The organism is Enterobacter sp. SGAir0187 (assembly GCF_002952735.2).
GTDB classification, from domain to species: Bacteria; Pseudomonadota; Gammaproteobacteria; order Enterobacterales; family Enterobacteriaceae; genus Enterobacter; species Enterobacter quasiroggenkampii.
On sequence record NZ_CP025034.2, the window covers coordinates 2,527,407 to 2,542,435 of the forward strand.

The 15,029-nt window shown below is 56.8% G+C and carries 17 protein-coding genes; 9 read left to right on the forward strand and 8 right to left on the reverse strand.

Translation table 11 applies throughout. The features are described 5' to 3' along the window. Positions 1–77: 77 nt before the first annotated feature. Positions 78–1,037: a YbgA family protein gene (locus CWR52_RS12130; protein WP_104949775.1), complete on the forward strand. Its 960-nt coding sequence runs from the start codon at positions 78–80 to the stop codon at positions 1,035–1,037. A 145-nt stretch (positions 1,038–1,182) separates the two neighbouring features. After that, positions 1,183–2,271, forward strand: coding sequence for an AAA family ATPase (locus CWR52_RS12135; protein ID WP_104949776.1), 1,089 nt, complete (start codon positions 1,183–1,185; stop codon positions 2,269–2,271). 28 nt (positions 2,272–2,299) lie between these two features. On the opposite strand, the gene CWR52_RS12140 is transcribed toward CWR52_RS12135, so the two are convergent. The 4 genes from CWR52_RS12140 to CWR52_RS12155 form a co-directional block, all read right to left on the reverse strand. Next, positions 2,300–3,253 carry a GlxA family transcriptional regulator gene (locus tag CWR52_RS12140; RefSeq protein ID WP_104949777.1) on the reverse strand — a complete coding sequence of 318 codons (954 nt, stop codon included), beginning with the start codon at positions 3,251–3,253 and terminating at the stop codon, positions 2,300–2,302. Between the two features lie 26 nt (positions 3,254–3,279). Then, positions 3,280–4,059, reverse strand: a complete 780-nt coding sequence (locus CWR52_RS12145; protein WP_104949778.1) for an MBL fold metallo-hydrolase — start codon at positions 4,057–4,059, stop codon at positions 3,280–3,282. A gap of 122 nt (positions 4,060–4,181) precedes the next feature. Continuing rightward, on the reverse strand, positions 4,182–4,982 hold the full coding sequence (gene nlpA, locus CWR52_RS12150) for a lipoprotein NlpA (RefSeq protein WP_104949779.1): 801 nt from the start codon (positions 4,980–4,982) through the stop codon (positions 4,182–4,184). Between the two features lie 147 nt (positions 4,983–5,129). Beyond that, a complete protein-coding gene (locus CWR52_RS12155) occupies positions 5,130–5,549 on the reverse strand; it encodes a GNAT family N-acetyltransferase (RefSeq protein ID WP_104949780.1) in 420 nt (139 codons plus the stop codon). Between the two features lie 141 nt (positions 5,550–5,690). Here CWR52_RS12155 and CWR52_RS12160 point away from each other — a divergent pair, with 141 nt between their 5' ends. Next, positions 5,691–5,987 carry a YicS family protein gene (locus tag CWR52_RS12160; RefSeq protein ID WP_104949781.1) on the forward strand — a complete coding sequence of 99 codons (297 nt, stop codon included), beginning with the start codon at positions 5,691–5,693 and terminating at the stop codon, positions 5,985–5,987. 49 nt (positions 5,988–6,036) lie between these two features. Here the strand turns inward: CWR52_RS12160 and CWR52_RS12165 are convergent, their stop codons facing one another. Continuing rightward, on the reverse strand, positions 6,037–6,987 hold the full coding sequence (locus CWR52_RS12165; RefSeq protein WP_008500131.1) for a LacI family DNA-binding transcriptional regulator: 951 nt from the start codon (positions 6,985–6,987) through the stop codon (positions 6,037–6,039). Between the two features lie 293 nt (positions 6,988–7,280). On the opposite strand from CWR52_RS12165, the gene CWR52_RS12170 reads away from it, so the two are divergent. The 6 genes from CWR52_RS12170 to CWR52_RS12195 all read left to right on the forward strand — a co-directional run bounded on the left by CWR52_RS12170 (position 7,281) and on the right by CWR52_RS12195 (position 13,206). Next, entirely contained in the window at positions 7,281–7,595 is a 315-nt protein-coding gene (locus CWR52_RS12170; RefSeq protein ID WP_032644367.1) for a PTS sugar transporter subunit IIB, read from the forward strand. An 11-nt stretch (positions 7,596–7,606) separates the two neighbouring features. After that, positions 7,607–8,935 carry a PTS cellobiose transporter subunit IIC gene (locus CWR52_RS12175; RefSeq protein ID WP_008500133.1) on the forward strand — a complete coding sequence of 443 codons (1,329 nt, stop codon included), beginning with the start codon at positions 7,607–7,609 and terminating at the stop codon, positions 8,933–8,935. Between the two features lie 17 nt (positions 8,936–8,952). Next, positions 8,953–10,329, forward strand: coding sequence for a glycoside hydrolase family 1 protein (locus CWR52_RS12180; RefSeq protein WP_104949782.1), 1,377 nt, complete (start codon positions 8,953–8,955; stop codon positions 10,327–10,329). A 5-nt stretch (positions 10,330–10,334) separates the two neighbouring features. Beyond that, positions 10,335–10,637, forward strand: coding sequence for a PTS lactose/cellobiose transporter subunit IIA (locus tag CWR52_RS12185; RefSeq protein ID WP_029741865.1), 303 nt, complete (start codon positions 10,335–10,337; stop codon positions 10,635–10,637). A gap of 138 nt (positions 10,638–10,775) precedes the next feature. After that, the gene (locus CWR52_RS12190) at positions 10,776–12,155 is read left to right on the forward strand and encodes a carbohydrate porin (protein WP_104949783.1); all 1,380 of its coding nucleotides are present in this window, start codon (positions 10,776–10,778) and stop codon (positions 12,153–12,155) included. A 145-nt stretch (positions 12,156–12,300) separates the two neighbouring features. Then, positions 12,301–13,206 carry an EamA family transporter gene (locus CWR52_RS12195; protein ID WP_104949784.1) on the forward strand — a complete coding sequence of 302 codons (906 nt, stop codon included), beginning with the start codon at positions 12,301–12,303 and terminating at the stop codon, positions 13,204–13,206. Position 13,207: 1 nt separating this feature from the next. Here CWR52_RS12195 and CWR52_RS12200 read toward each other — a convergent pair whose 3' ends face one another. Genes CWR52_RS12200 through nepI form a run of 3 tightly spaced genes read right to left on the reverse strand, consistent with a single transcriptional unit; the run spans position 13,208 to position 14,968 of the window. Beyond that, entirely contained in the window at positions 13,208–13,474 is a 267-nt protein-coding gene (locus CWR52_RS12200; protein ID WP_041911701.1) for a Txe/YoeB family addiction module toxin, read from the reverse strand. Next, complete coding sequence (locus tag CWR52_RS12205) at positions 13,449–13,721, reverse strand: type II toxin-antitoxin system Phd/YefM family antitoxin (RefSeq protein WP_104949785.1); 273 nt, start codon at positions 13,719–13,721, stop codon at positions 13,449–13,451. Before CWR52_RS12205 ends, CWR52_RS12200 begins: the two co-directional genes overlap by 26 nt. A 56-nt stretch (positions 13,722–13,777) precedes the next feature. Then, positions 13,778–14,968 carry a purine ribonucleoside efflux pump NepI gene (gene nepI, locus CWR52_RS12210; protein ID WP_104949786.1) on the reverse strand — a complete coding sequence of 397 codons (1,191 nt, stop codon included), beginning with the start codon at positions 14,966–14,968 and terminating at the stop codon, positions 13,778–13,780. Between the last annotated feature and the right edge of the window lie 61 nt (positions 14,969–15,029).

Genomic DNA, 15,029 nt, shown 5'->3' on the forward strand with positions numbered 1-15,029 from the left:
AAAAATAGTTCCGCGAATACTTGGACAAATTAGTCATGTTGTGTAAGTTTTAATGATATGAACGGGAGGACGACACCATGACGACGAAACCAGTGCTGGGTATTAGCGGATGTTTGACCGGATCCGCCGTTCGCTTTGACGGCGGACACAAGCGTATGGGCTTCGTCATGGATGAGCTGGCCCAGTGGGTGAATTTCAGGCCCGTCTGTCCGGAAATGGCCATCGGCCTGCCGACCCCTCGCCCGGCGCTGCGTCTGATCATGACGGAACACGGTGAAACGCAGATGCGTTTTAGCCATGCGCCTCACGAAGACGTTACGCAGAAAATGGCGGACTTTACGGCAGATTTTTTGCCGAAAATCGGCGATCTCGCTGGTTTTATCGTCTGCGCTAAATCCCCAAGCTGCGGCATGGAACGCGTGCGTCTGTATGATGAAAACGGCAACCGGGGCCGCAAGGAGGGGGTTGGGCTGTTCACCGCCGCCCTCCTTGAAACTTGGCCGTGGCTGCCCGTAGAAGAGGACGGACGCCTGCACGATCCGGTGCTGCGGGAAAACTTTGTCGAACGTGTTTTTGCCCTGCACGAACTGAACACGCTGCGTAAAAATGGCCTCACGCGCCGCGCGCTGCTGGACTTCCACAGCCGTTACAAACTCCAGCTGCTGGCGCACCATCAGGCGGGTTACCGTGAAATCGGCCCGTTCGTTGCCTCGCTGCACGAGTGGGAAGACCTTGATGCCTTCTTCGTGGCGTACCGGGAAAAGCTGATGACCATCCTGAAAAAACCCGCTTCGCGTAAGAATCACACCAACGTGCTGATGCATATTCAGGGCTATTTTCGTAACCAGCTGAACACCCGCCAGCGCGGCGAGCTGCGCGACGTGATCCTGCATTATCGCAACGGACAGTTGCCTATCCTCGCCCCGATCACGCTGCTGAAGCACTACCTGGCCGAATACCCCGACCGGTATCTGATGACGCAAAACTACTTTGATCCCTATCCTGATGATTTGGGTCTGCGTCTGGCAGTCAAGTGATCATAAAAATGCGAAGGCCCCATTGACCCGTAGAGGCCCAAAGCAGTACCCCGTTTAGACGACATCCTCACTGTCGTCTCTTTTTTGCATTTCATCTCAAAGACTGTGATTATATACAGGCTTATTCTGCAAAAGGGGCCTGCCTGTGATCCACACCCTGCACATTCAAAACTACCGCTCCATCCGCGAGATGTCGCTGGAGCTGGAGCAGCTCAATATCGTCTTCGGGCCGAACGGTACCGGGAAATCGAATATCTACAAGGCGATACACCTGATGCACAGCGCCGCCCGGGGGCAGTTTTCCCAGGCGCTGGCGAACGAGGGCGGCATTCTGAAGGTGTTCTGGGCAGGTAAAACCCGTAGCGACCAGCTGCGGCGGATGAACCTCGCGGTGGAAACAGAGAGCTACGAATACGAGCTGCAGGTCGGGTTTGTGGAGAAGCTGCCCTATCCCTCGCAGTTTCAGCTCGACCCGGTGATCAAAGAGGAGTCCATCTGGCTGAGCGGCCAGCACCGTAGACCTTCATCACAGCTAATGAAGCGTAAGAACCAGGCGGTGTTTCTGAACAACGTGCATCACGAGAAGGTGACCCACAGCGGCACGCTGTACGAGAACGAATCGGTATTCGGACAACTCGGCGAACCGCACCTTTACCCCGAAGTGTCGCAGATGCGCGAGTCCCTGCGTAACTGGCGCTTTTATCATGAGTTTTCTGTATCAATCGGCTCGGCGATGCGGGCCCCGGAGGTCGGTTTCCGCTCCCCGGTGCTGGCCAGCGACGGCGCTAACCTGGCGGCCGCGTTTCAGACTATCGTCGAGATTGGCGACGAGCTGTTGCTGATGCGCATCCTTGACCAGGCCTTCCCCGGCTGCATGTTTTACAGCGACAACACCGGCGGACGGTTCCGGATGATGATGCAGCGCGAGGGGCTGAGCAGACCGCTGGAACCTGCGGAGTTTTCCGACGGTACCCTGCGCTTCCTGTGCCTGGCGGTAGCGCTGTTAAGCCCCCGCCCACCGGCGTTTATCGCGTTGAACGAACCGGAAAACAGCCTGCACCCGCAGATGCTGCCCGCGCTGGCGAGCTTAATCGCCGAGGCCAGCCGCTACTCGCAGATCTGGCTTACCAGCCACTCGCCGGAGCTGGCGACGTTGATTGAGAAGCAGCGATCGTTTTCGCTGTATCAGCTGTCGATGGTGGAGGGGGAGACGCGGGTGGAGAGGCTGGGGTAAACGCCGGGTGGCGCTGCGCTTACCCGGCCTACAAATGAGTCCGAAACGTTTTTCGCCACTCCGCCGGACTAACCCCAAAACGCGCTTTAAACTGCTGTCGCCAGGTGACGGCGGAATTAAATCCCACCAGCTCAGCCACGCGTTCAATCGGCATATTTCCGGCTTCCAGTAAGATCTGGCTGCGCCGCAGGCGTTCGGCGGTCAGCCAGTCGGTGACGCTCATCCCCGTAGCGTTAACAAAATGACGGGTCAGGGTGCGGCGGCTCATTGAGACTACCTCCGCCAGCGAGTCCAGACTATGCGGTTCGGTGATGTGCTGCTGCAGGTAGTCGATCAGGCAGTTAATGCGTCCGTCGCGGGTATCTTTGGGTACCGGCTGGGCGATGAACTGCGCCTGCCCGCCCTCGCGGTGGGGCGGAACAATCATCCGGCGGGCAATCTGGTTGGCGACCACGCTGCCAAAGCGCTGGCGAATGATATACAGGCAGCAGTCGAGGGCAGCGGCAGTACCGGCGGAGGTGATGATATTGCCGTCATCCACGTAAAGGGCATTAATATCCAGCTGAACGTTAGGGAAGAGCGACTGAAACTGACGTTCGAACTCCCAGTGGGTGGCCGCACGTTTGCCGTCGAGGATCCCCGCCCAGGCCAGCACAAACGATCCCAGACACAGCCCGACGATTTCTGCACCGTGGTCTCTCGCCTGCACCAGGCTGTCGAGCAGCACCTGCGGCGGGCGTTCCAGAACGTGCTGCCAGTAGGGAACGACAACAATATCGGCCTGCCCAATGGCGGTGTAGTCCTGCGTGGCGTTGAGGGCAAATCCGTCTTTTGAGGTGAGAAACCCCGGCGTTTCGGCGCAAATCGTTACGTTAAAGCGCTTTTCGCCGGAGACCGAATCGCCAAACAGAATGCAGGGAACGGAGTAGTGGAACGGGCTGAACCCGTCTACCGCGACAATCGCGACGTTGATTAGCGACATCTGTCTCTCCTTTCCCTTTCAGACACTCAGAATATAACGGTTTCGCCATCCTGGGGAATGCTCACTGCGTCACTCACCTGGTTGGCTTCAACGTACTCCCGCAGCGCGCTGCGGGTTAACAGACAGTGGTTAATGGCTTCCATATGGATCGCCACAATTTTAGCCTGCGGCAGCAGGAAATGGACGTTGAGCACATCCTCCTGCCCCATAATAATGGGCCCAAAACCAATGACGTGGGCATAGCCGGCGTTCAGCACCACCACGTCCGGCTGATGCTTTTGCAGATCGGCCGCCACCTCGTCACGCCAGACGGTATCCCCGGCAATATAGAGCGTCTTCTCATCAGGATGACGCAGCACCACGCCACAGGCCTCGCCCAGCCGCTCCGCCAGTTCGGGCACGGCGTATGCGCGATCGGTACCGTGCTGGCCGCCGCGGGTCTTCGCAATTCGAATCTCGCCAAAGGTGGTCTCGTCGGTCATGACCGTCAGGTTGCTAAACCCCTGGCTGCGCAGCAGCGCGGCGTCGCGGTCATTTTGTACGTAAATGGGTTTGTCTTTGGCGATCAGTTCCGCCGCGGCGCGATCCCAGTGATCGTCATGGGTATGGGTGACGATCACCGCGTCGGCGTCCAGCAGCGCGTTGACGTCAACGGGGAGTTCGACCGTCGGGTTACGGCGTTCGGCATGGGCCGTGCCGGGGAAGCCCGGATAAGCGCCCTGCGGAGCCAGCATCGGGTCGACTAAAAGACGTTTTCCGGCATAGGTAATCAGCTGGGTGGCGTTGCGAATGTGGGTGATGTTCATGGGCTATCCTCCGGTAGGTGTGATAAGGAGGATAGCCAGCCGTCGCAATTGACGCTGTGGGCTAAAGGGCGATTACCGATGGAATCGGGCCAAGAGAAGCAACCCGTTTTCTGTCACATCGTTTACCAGCCCGGCACTGCCCCGCCGTTAAAGATCGTCTCAGCCGCTTTTGCCACTTCAGGTGATTGATACGACTGGATAAACGCCTTCACATTCTCCGCGTCTTTGTTGTCTTCGCGCGTCACCACGATGTTCACGTACGGCGAATTTTTGTCTTCGATAAAGACGCTGTCATGCACCGGCGACAGCCCGGTTTGCTGAATATAGGTGGTGCTGATGATGGCGACATCCACTTTCGGGTCGTCCAGCACGCGCGGCAGCTGCGCCCCTTCCAGCTCCATGATTTTCAGCTGCTTAGGGTTGGCGGTAATATCCAGCGCCGTCGGCAGCAGCCCGATATCTGGCTTCAGGGTGATGAGCTTCTCTTTTTGCAGCAGCAACAGCGCGCGTCCCAGGTTGGTCGGGTCGTTTGGAATGGCAATGGTTGCCCCATCCTTCAGGTCAGACACGGATTTGATTTTGCGGGAATAGCCGGCCATCGGGAAAACAAAGGTGTTCGCCACGGCCACCAGCTTGTAGCCATGCGCCTTGTTATCCTCTGCAAGGAACGGACGATGCTGGAAGACGTTGGCATCCAGTTCCCCCTGGTTGGTGGCATCGTTAGGCAACAGCGAGCCGCTGAAGCCCACCAGCTCCACGTCCAGGCCATATTTCTCTTTTGCCACCTTTTTGGCGACTTCCGCCACGTCCTGTTCGGCGCCGTTGATGACGCCGACTTTAATGTGTTTGGCATCGCTGCCACTTTGATCGCACCCGGCCAGCAGCAGGCCAGCCAGTACCAGAGCACCTAATCGACGTTTCACAAGACAGTTCCTTTTGCTGAATGTTGTAGTGACTATATCGACAACGAGGCGGTGAAATAAAAACCGAAAAAGAATCAATAAGAAGGATAAGTTATATGCGGCTATGGCCGGCTGGCGCTGCGCTTACCCAGCCTACGGATTCAAAGCTTAAAGGGCTTTCGCCAGGTAATGTCGCTGCATGCCCGGATAAGGATAATCCTGCAAAGACATTTGCAGTTGGTACCCCTGTTTTTCATAGAACGGCCGCGCCTGGAAGCTGACGGTATCGACCAGCGCGTGCTTGCAGCCTTTGCGTCTGGCTTCCTCTTCGGCCGTTCTGATGAGCTGGCTGCCGACGCCAGTTCCCCGTACGGTGTCGCTCACCCAGAGATAGTCGATGTTCAGCCAGTCGCCTTTGCGCACCCCAATGAGCCCGCCGAGCATGGTGCCGTTTTCGTCCCGCACGTAAACGCCAATATCACCACTAAAGATCGCCATATCCAAAAATTGCGCGTTGTAGGCACGCAACCCCACTAATAACTCTTCTTTTTCCTGCTGCGTAACCGTATTGGTAATGCTCAGTTGCATGGCGTTCTCCCTGTTTTTGTGTGCTGTTTGACTATCTCACAGATACTTTACGGAGAAAATTCATACTTTCGGCTGGCGTCGCTACACTGAATGTAACGATATATTTCATGGGAAGCCTGTGACGTCTAAAGGGGGTTGTTGATGAAAGCTGCGCACCTGGTCTGCCTGCTGGTTTGTCTGCTCTTCGCCGCGTTTGTCCATGCTCAGGAAAAAGAGGATCCGGCGAAAGAGGCGCAGATTAAGCAACAGGTCCTGAAAGATATTAAGAAAACCTGTACGCCACAGAAAAAGCAGAGCGATAAGGCCTGGCAGGCAATGATTTTGTCATCGGAGGCCAACCAGCTGCTGATCAAAAACGCCATCACCGCCGTGAAGCGCGACAATCTGGACGCCTACTGGGATGCGGTCAGTCAGGTGGATTGTATGGAAGATTATTGAGGCTTCTCGCCGGGTGGCGGCTGCGCCTTACCCGGCCTACACAACATTTTTAACGTTTACGCACATCCGGAATAATTAAATCCCCGCGCAGCACATACGAGCCCAGCATCTGCGTTTTCTCCGTCAGCCAGCTCACGATACGCGCCGCCATGGCATCCATAGAATATTCAATCGCCGGGATCACCGGAATACCCGGCAGGTGCAGCGATCCGGCCAGGCTAAAGACCATAATGTCGTCCGGCACGGATTTATTAAACGCCTGCAGCTGCGGGATCACCCGCTGGGCTTCCTGCTCGTCCGCCACCAGCAGCGCGTTGAAGTTCAGCGTGCTGGCGTTATTCAGCAGCTCCTGTAGCGCAACGGACGAGGAGGTCGCGTCCATGAACACAAGGTTGCGATTAAAGGGCAGGAAATTTTTCTCCAGCGCGTGCTTGTAGCCGAGCAGAACCTGGTCGGCAAACCCGCTGCCGTGCGGGTGGATCAGGGCAATCTGGCGTCGCCCCTGGCTGGTCAGGTAGTTACAGGCGGTTTCGGCGGCGAAGGCGTGATCGAACTGAATGCTGTTGGAATTATCAGACTCCATGCAGTCGACCAGGATGACGTTGTCCATGTCGACGTCCAGCGGGAAACGCGCGCCAATCACCAGGATGTCATCGCAAAGCCCGCGAGAGAGTTCTTCAAGGGCGTGCATCACTTCCGCTTTACTGTGCGCGAAGCGCAGCAGCAGGTGTTTTTGATGCTGGCTGAGCTGTTTTTCCAGCGCGTAGAGATAACCGGTGGTCTGGTTAATATTTTCCTGCGCGCAAATGACCCCGATACAGCCCGTCGACTGGCTCAGCAGCGACTGGGCAATCACGTTAGGCCGGTAGTTCAGCTCATCCACTGCTTTCAGTACGGCCTGACGGCTGGCTTCCTTTACGCCACGCGACCCACTCAACACTCGCGATACCGTGGCTTTTGACACCCCGGCAAGACGTGATACATCATTGATTGTCGACATCTCTTTCCCCTGGCAGGCTTACCTCGCGCCTGCAAATTCCATGACCGCTTCGGCTCACATTATAGCCAGAACGGAGTATATCCGTTTCCGTTTTCCATGGAAACCGATTTTCCGTTTCCACTCAAAATGATGCCAAAACAGCCAAATTATGTGACCTGCATCCGGTTAATTAGCCTCATAAGTATTGGATCTTGATGGTTGTCACAGTTCTGTCTTTTATGAATGGAAACCGGTTTCCGTATCATGTCCAATCATCCTCGCAATAACTTTTTACATTTAGAGGATGGTTGTCGATGTTCAAGATTATGCTGTGCTGCTCTGCAGGGATGTCCACCAGCCTGCTGGTCAGCAAAATGGTCGATGTCGCGAAAGAACGTGGTTTGCCGGTGAAGATTGATGCGTACGGTGTTTCCGAATTTGATACGCAGTTTCCGCAATACCAGGTCGTCCTTCTCGGACCGCAAGTGAAATACATGTTACAGACACTCTCAGACAAGGCGGCGACGCATGGCATTCCGGTGCAGCCCATCGACATGATGGACTACGGCATGCAGCGTGGCGATAAAGTACTGGACTATGCTCTGTCGCTCATCGAAGCGGCACACTAAAAGGTGTTCACATGAGTTCGTTATATCAATCCATGGTCGCGGTGATTGAGCAGTCAATTACCCCGCTGGCCGCGAAGCTCGGTCAGCAAAAGTATGTGATTGCCATTCGCGACGGCTTTACCGCCGCGCTGCCGTTTATGATCATCGGCTCGTTTATGCTGGTGTTCATCTTCCCGCCGTTCTCGGCGGATACCACCAACAGCTTCGCCCGCGGCTGGCTGGATTTCTCCCAGACCTACCGCGAACAGCTGATGCTGCCGTTTAACCTCAGCATGGGCGTGATGACCTTCTTCATCTCGGTAGGGATTGGAGCGAGCCTGGGGCGTCAGTTTAACCTCGATCCGGTGATGTCCGGCCTGCTGGCCTTTATGGCCTTCCTGCTGGTCGCCGCGCCGTATGCCGACGGCAAAATCTCGACCCAGTATCTCTCCGGTCAGGGCATCTTCACTGCGCTGATTACCGCGATCTACGCCACCCGCGTCTATGCCTGGCTGAAGCAGAACAACGTCACCATCCGCCTGCCGAAGGAAGTACCCACCGGCGTGGCGCGTTCGTTTGAGATCCTGATCCCGGTGATGGTGGTGATCGGTACGCTGCACCCGCTGAACCTGTTCATTGAAGCGCAGACCGGAATGATCATCCCGCAGGCGATCATGCACCTGCTGGAGCCGCTGGTATCCGCGTCCGACTCCCTGCCCGCCATTCTGCTCTCCGTGCTGCTGTGCCAGATCTTCTGGTTCGCGGGTATCCACGGCTCGCTGATTGTTACCGGCATCATGAACCCGTTCTGGATGGCCAACCTCTCGGCAAACCAGGCGGCACTGGCCGCAGGCGCGGCGCTGCCGCACGTTTACCTGCAGGGCTTCTGGGATCACTACCTGCTGATTGGCGGCGTCGGTTCCACCCTGCCGCTGGCGTTCCTGCTGCTGCGCAGCCGCGTTACACACCTGCGCACCATCGGAAAAATGGGCGTGGTGCCGAGCTTCTTTAACATCAACGAACCGATTCTGTTCGGCGCGCCGATCATCATGAACCCGATGCTGTTTATCCCGTTCGTGTGCGTTCCGCTGGTCAACGCTTGCCTGGCGTACGGTGCAACGAAGCTCGGCTGGCTGGCACAGGTCGTCTCGTTAACCCCGTGGACTACCCCAGCACCGATTGGCGCCTCGTGGGCGGCAAACTGGGCGCTGAGCCCGGTGGTAATGTGCCTGGTCTGCATGGTGATGTCCGCGCTGATGTACCTGCCGTTCCTGCGCGCCTACGAGCGTACGCTGATTAAAAACGAAGAGCAGAAAGCCCAGGCTGCAACCGTGGGTGCCGCTGAAGCCACAAGCAATTAAGTCAAAGAGGAAGGGTCATGAAATACGCATTTCCCGATAACTTCTGGTGGGGCAGCGCAAGCTCCGCTCTCCAGACGGAAGGGGCAAGAGAGGGTGAAACCACGTGGGATTACTGGTTTGCCCGCGAGCCGAACCGTTTTCACAACGGCGTGGGGCCGCAGCAGACCTCCACGTTTTATCAGCACTGGAAAACGGACATTCAACTGTTGAAACAGCTGAACCACAACAGCTTTCGCACCTCGATTAGCTGGGCGCGCCTGATCCCCGACGGTATCGGTGAAGTGAACCCGGACGCGGTCGATTTTTATCATCAGGTCATTGATGAGCTGAATGAACAGGGCATCACGCCGTTCATCACCCTGTTCCATTTCGACATGCCGATGGCGATGCAGGAGATAGGCGGCTGGGAAAACCGTGACGTGGTGGACGCGTACGCCCGCTATGCGCATATTTGCTTCGAGCTGTTCGGCGACCGCGTGCTGCACTGGTTTACCTTCAACGAGCCGATCGTGCCGGTGGAAGGCGGTTATCTGTACGACTTCCACTATCCGAACGTGGTGGATTTCCGCCGGGCGGCCACCGTGGCGTATCACACGGTGCTGGCGCATGCGAAGGCGGTTCAGGCCTACCGCGCCGGGCACTACGCGGGGGAGATCGGCATCGTGTTGAACCTGACGCCGTCGTATCCGCGCTCGCAGAACCCGGCTGACGTGAAGGCGGCGCACGTTGCGGATCTGATGTTTAACCGCAGCTTCCTCGACCCGGTGCTGCGCGGGGAATACCCGGCGGATCTTGTGGCGCTGCTAAAATCTTACGACCAGCTGCCCGCCTGCAAGCCGGAAGACGGTTTCCTGATTGCGGAAGGGAAAATCGACCTGCTCGGCATTAACTACTATCAGCCGCGTCGCGTGAAGTGCCGCGACAGCGCGGTGAACCCGCAGGCGCCGTTTATGCCGGAATGGTTCTTTGATAGCTACGAGATGCCGGGCCGCAAGATGAACCCGTACCGCGGCTGGGAAATCTACGCTCCGGGTATTTACGATATTCTGGTCAACCTGCGCGACAATTACGGTAACCCCCGCTGCTTTATTTCTGAAAACGGGATGGGCGTCGAAAACGAGCAGCGCTTTATTGAAAACGGTCAGATTAACGATCAATACCGCATCGAGTTTATTTCTGAGCATTTAGCCTGGCTGCATAAGGGCATTAGCGAAGGGTGCAATTGTCTTGGCTACCATATGTGGACGTTTATTGATAACTGGTCGTGGTGCAACGCGTATAAAAATCGCTACGGATTTATTCAGCTCGATTTAAATACGCAACAACGTACCATTAAGAAAAGCGGAGAGTGGTTTGCCGCTACCGCCTTAAATAACAGCTTTGATAAAGAGTAATGATGATGATCGCACTAGAAGAAGCCGTAATGGAAATTATCGTCAACGCCGGTCAGTCCCGCAGCCTGTGCTTTGAAGCGCTGCACGCGGCGCGTCAGGGCAACATCGACGAAGCCAAAAGCCTGCTGCGCGAAGCTGACGGCTACGCGCGCCAGGCGCACAAGATGCAGACCAAACTGATCGAGCAGGATGCGGGCGAAGGCCGCCAGCCAATGACGTTAATTATGGTGCACGCGCAGGATCATTTAATGAATTCCTTATTAGCGCGTGAACTGTCTGAAGAAATTATTCATTTATATCAGAGATAGTCTATGGCGAAATAAATTAATGCAATACCTCTGTACCTAAAACTAGAAATCCACTTGTTCTGATGATAGCGACATATTCTGTCAGATCGGAGCGGGATGGTTATTGTCTGAATAAAATTAAACTATATTGAGATAACCATGAATACGATTAAAAAACTTCCATTAACCATGGCGGTTATCGCCGCGCTTTGCCCAATTTCCGTGCTCGCACAGGAATTCACCCAGGAGCAAATCGACGCCATTGTGGCGAAAGCGGTGGATAAAGCCCTGGCCGAGCGCCAGGCCAAAATGGATGCCGCCGTCGCGAAAAAAGCGGACGTGGTGACCGAGCCGCAAAGCGCGGCGCAATCCCCGGATATGGCGATCCCGTTCGGGATTAAATTTACCGGCTACGCCCGCTACGGCGCGCACTTCCAGGCCGCCGATCAGAAATACGTGGCTGTCGATGGCTCCTACAACGGCGCGTCCGCGATTGGTCGTCTGGGTAACGAAGGCAACGGCGGCGAGTTCCAGCTCTCTAAAGCCTTCAAGGGCGAAAACGGCGCCATCTGGGACATCAACGTGATGATCGACCACTGGGGCGACGAAGTTAACCTGAAAAAGGCCTACGCGGGGGTGACCAATATTATGGCCTCCAACCCGAACGCCTACTTCTGGGCCGGTCGTGACTTCCACCAGCGTCCGCAGCAGGGCATCAACGATTACTTCTGGATGAACCACGACGGCCAGGGCGCCGGGGTGAAGAACTTTGACATCGGCGGCGTGCAGTTCGACGTCGCCGCCGTGGCGGCAGTCGAATCCTGTAGCCCGGAAGTGATGGAAGACGAAGCGAACCCGTCGCGCATCACCTGTACCGGCGGTTCCGGCACCGGCGACAAGGGCAACTACGCCGCCACCTCCAAAATCCACGGCATGAAGCTCGGCCCGATCGACATGGAGCTGTACGCCAACTACGGCTTTGATTCGAAAGCGGTGGAGAGCGACGAGCGTCTGAACGCCTGGCAGGGCGGCGTGGTGCTGAGTCACACCAACGACAGCGGCGTGAACAAGGTGATCGCCCGCTACTCCGATAACGCGGACAACAGCGTGTTCAACAAAACTGAGGATCTGACCACGGTCTACGCCAGCTTCGAAGGGCTGTATAAATTCACCCAGGCCACGCAGGTGGAGTACATCCTCGCCTTCCACGACTACGACAACAGCCGCGATAAGACCGACAACCGTAAGAACTACAACGCCATCGTGCGTCCGATGCACTGGTGGAACGACGTTCACTCCACCTGGCTGGAAGCGGGCTGGCAGCACGTTGACTACGACAACGGCGGCGACAACAAGGGCTGGAAGCTGACCCTGTCGCAGAACATGTCTATCGCCATGGGACCTGAGTTCCGTCCGATGCTGCGCTTCTACGTGACCGGCGGCAAAGTGGATAACGCACGCACCGCGCGCGTGAACAACACCAAAGACGAGACGCTCGACGACTTCAACGTCGGCGCGATGTGGGAGGCGTGGTTCTAAGGTAAAAGCAAAACGGCAACGCAACGTTGCCGTTTTTAGTGTTTGCTCCCTCTCCCTGTGGGAGAGGGCCGAGGTGAGGGCATCAGGCCGCACACAACCATGCTATGCTGTTGACCGAATTAACGACAACATAGCAGGGGAGAACATGGGTTCCACACGTAAAGGGATGTTGAACGTCCTGATCGCCGCCGTTTTATGGGGCAGTTCCGGCGTTTGCGCACAGTACATCATGGAGAAAAGCCACATTTCTTCGCCATACCTGACCATGGTTCGCCTGCTGTTTACCGGCGTGATCCTTCTGACGCTCTCCTTCGTTCACGGCGACAAGATTTTCTCGGTCATCAGGCATCGCAAAGACGCCCTCAGCCTGCTGTTTTTCTCGCTGGTCGGCGCGCTCACCGTGCAGCTCACCTTCCTGCTGACGATTGAAAAATCCAACGCAGCGACCGCTACCGTGCTGCAGTTTCTGTCGCCAACCATTATCGTAGCGTGGTTTGCGCTGGCGCGGAAAACGCGCCCCGGCGTGTTTGTTCTGTCCGCGATTGTGACCTCGCTTGTCGGGACGTTCCTGCTGGTGACCCACGGCGACCCAACCTCGCTCTCCATCTCGCCAGCCGCGCTGTTCTTCGGCATCGCCTCGGCGTTTGCCGCCGCGTTTTACACCACCTATCCGTCAACGCTGATTGCCCGCTACGGCACATTGCCGATTGTCGGCTGGAGTATGTTGATTGCCGGGTTAATGCTGACGCCGTTCTACGCCGGACGCGGTACCACCTTCGTGATCGACGGCAGCCTGCTGCTGGCGTTTTTCTACCTGGTGGTGATCGGCACCGCGCTGACGTTCAGCCTGTACCTGAAAGGTGCGCAGATGATCGGCGGGCCGAAGGCGAGCATTCTGAGCTGCGCCGAGCCGCTGAGCAGCGCGTTGTTGTCGGTGATGTTGCTGGGCGTGGCGTTCACCCTGCCGGACTGGCTGGGGACGCTGCTGATCGTGTCGTCGGTGGTACTGATTTCGATGGATTCAAGAAGACGGGTGAGGACATCGGCGTGATCTACGAATAATAGTGATAGCGGCACATTAAAATAGTAAGAGCGCTATCTGACACCCCGTAAACCAGACGGTCAGTATCATTGATTCGACGGGACCAGTATCCGGAAAGGTTACCTTTAAGCGGTTCCGGCTTACCCAGGCCATCGAAGGGTTGACGCTTCGCATCTTCAATCAATTTATTGATTCTGCGAAGCGTTTTCTTGTCCTGCTCCTGCCACCACAGGTAATCATCCCAGCCGTTGTCAGTCCAAATCAGTAGCCTGGTCATCTATCAGATCCCTTTGGATAGTTTTTCCGGTGTTTGCCTGTGCGATTGACTCCATCAGTCGACTGGCGTTGGCAGGCGAACTCATCAGATGGATGGTTTCCATCATTGAGTTGTAGTGCTGCAGAGACATCACCACCGCATCCCCTCCGTTTCGGCGGCTGATGATGGTTGTCTCCACATTGTCATTCACGTCGTCCAACACATCTTTGAGTCGGCTTCGTGCTTCGGTAAACGTCACAACCTGCATATTTCCTCCTGTACAAGTTACGGTACAAGTATATCGATGAAGTGACTATTTATCAATCAACGCGCCTTCACCTTCCCTGCCACCAGCAGTGCCGTCAGCAGCATCAGCGTACCGGAAATCACCAGCGGTGACGTCAGCCCCAGGTGGTCGAGCGCCACGCCGCCAATCGCCGCGCCGCAGGTGTTTGCCAGCTGGATCACCGCCACCTGAATCGACCCGGCTTTTTCCGCCTGATCGGCGAGCGAGCGGGTGATCCACGTCGACCAGCCCACCGGCACCAGCGCAAAGGCAAAGCCCCAGATAATCGCAATCGCCGACGCGACCCACTTATCGCTACCCCACAGCACCAGCACCGTGGCGCTCGCAGCCAGCACCAGCGGCGCCCCCGCCAGCGCCACCTTCAGGGAGCGTTTCAGGAACTGCGACGACAGCGAGGTGCCGACAAAGCTGGCAATACCAAAGCTCAGGAGCACCAGCGTCAGGCCGTCGACGTCAAACCCCGCCATGGTCATATACACTGGGCGGATATAGGTAAAGAAGGCAAACTGCCCGGCAAAGGACATAAAGATCGCGGTCATTCCCGCCAGCACGCCGGGGCGCTTCAGCAGGCTGAACATGTTCTGCTTGTGGTGCGCCGCTTCGCCCGGCAGGGACGGCAGCGCCTTCCACACCCAGATAACGCAGAGCAGGCCCATCACTGCCGCCGCGTTGAAGACGTTACGCCAGCCGATAATCCCGCCGAGGAAGCTGCCCAGCGGCGCGGCAATCACCAGTGCGATAGAGACCGCGCCAAAGATGACGGACAGCGCTTTCGGCACGGTGCGCGCAGGCACCAGGCGCATGGTCAGCGAGGCGGACATCGCCCAGAAGCCGCCGAGCCCCAGCCCCAGACAGGCGCGCCCCAGCAGCAGCAGGGTAAAGCTTTCCGCCAAGGAGACCAGCAGGCAGGAGAGCGTCAGCAGCACGCTGAACAGAATGACCACCTTGCGGCGGTCGATGGTGCCAATCACCTGGGTGATAAACAGGCTGGCAAACATCGCCACAAAGGCGGTGACGGTAACGGACTGCCCCGCCACGCCTTCGGAAATGCCCAGATCCTGCGCCATCGGCGTCAACAGGCTCACCGGCAGAAACTCAACGGTAATCAGGCAGGCGACGCAGAATGCCACGGCGAAAACGGCCGACCAGTTGGGGCGTGAAACTTCGCTGGTCTGCGGTCTGGTCGAGGGCTGGATATGTTCTGTCATGGCGTCACCTGAAGATAAAAACGTGCGGAAAAGTCGCGCAGTTTATCATCAAAAGTGTGAC

Bases quoted from the DNA above. Each gene is read 5' to 3' on its own strand.
- CWR52_RS12190 (WP_104949783.1), top strand. From the start codon at position 10,776: ATGAATACGATTAAAAAACTTCCATTAACCATGGCGGTTATCGCCGCG.
- CWR52_RS12205 (WP_104949785.1), bottom strand. From the start codon at position 13,721: ATGCAGGTTGTGACGTTTACCGAAGCACGAAGCCGACTCAAAGATGTG.
- CWR52_RS12195 (WP_104949784.1), top strand. From the start codon at position 12,301: ATGGGTTCCACACGTAAAGGGATGTTGAACGTCCTGATCGCCGCCGTT.
- CWR52_RS12200 (WP_041911701.1), bottom strand. From the start codon at position 13,474: ATGACCAGGCTACTGATTTGGACTGACAACGGCTGGGATGATTACCTG.
- CWR52_RS12165 (WP_008500131.1), bottom strand. From the start codon at position 6,987: ATGTCGACAATCAATGATGTATCACGTCTTGCCGGGGTGTCAAAAGCC.
- CWR52_RS12175 (WP_008500133.1), top strand. From the start codon at position 7,607: ATGAGTTCGTTATATCAATCCATGGTCGCGGTGATTGAGCAGTCAATT.
- CWR52_RS12130 (WP_104949775.1), top strand. From the start codon at position 78: ATGACGACGAAACCAGTGCTGGGTATTAGCGGATGTTTGACCGGATCC.
- CWR52_RS12140 (WP_104949777.1), bottom strand. From the start codon at position 3,253: ATGTCGCTAATCAACGTCGCGATTGTCGCGGTAGACGGGTTCAGCCCG.
- CWR52_RS12185 (WP_029741865.1), top strand. From the start codon at position 10,335: ATGATCGCACTAGAAGAAGCCGTAATGGAAATTATCGTCAACGCCGGT.
- CWR52_RS12145 (WP_104949778.1), bottom strand. From the start codon at position 4,059: ATGAACATCACCCACATTCGCAACGCCACCCAGCTGATTACCTATGCC.
- CWR52_RS12180 (WP_104949782.1), top strand. From the start codon at position 8,953: ATGAAATACGCATTTCCCGATAACTTCTGGTGGGGCAGCGCAAGCTCC.
- CWR52_RS12170 (WP_032644367.1), top strand. From the start codon at position 7,281: ATGTTCAAGATTATGCTGTGCTGCTCTGCAGGGATGTCCACCAGCCTG.
- CWR52_RS12160 (WP_104949781.1), top strand. From the start codon at position 5,691: ATGAAAGCTGCGCACCTGGTCTGCCTGCTGGTTTGTCTGCTCTTCGCC.
- CWR52_RS12155 (WP_104949780.1), bottom strand. From the start codon at position 5,549: ATGCAACTGAGCATTACCAATACGGTTACGCAGCAGGAAAAAGAAGAG.
- nepI (WP_104949786.1), bottom strand. From the start codon at position 14,968: ATGACAGAACATATCCAGCCCTCGACCAGACCGCAGACCAGCGAAGTT.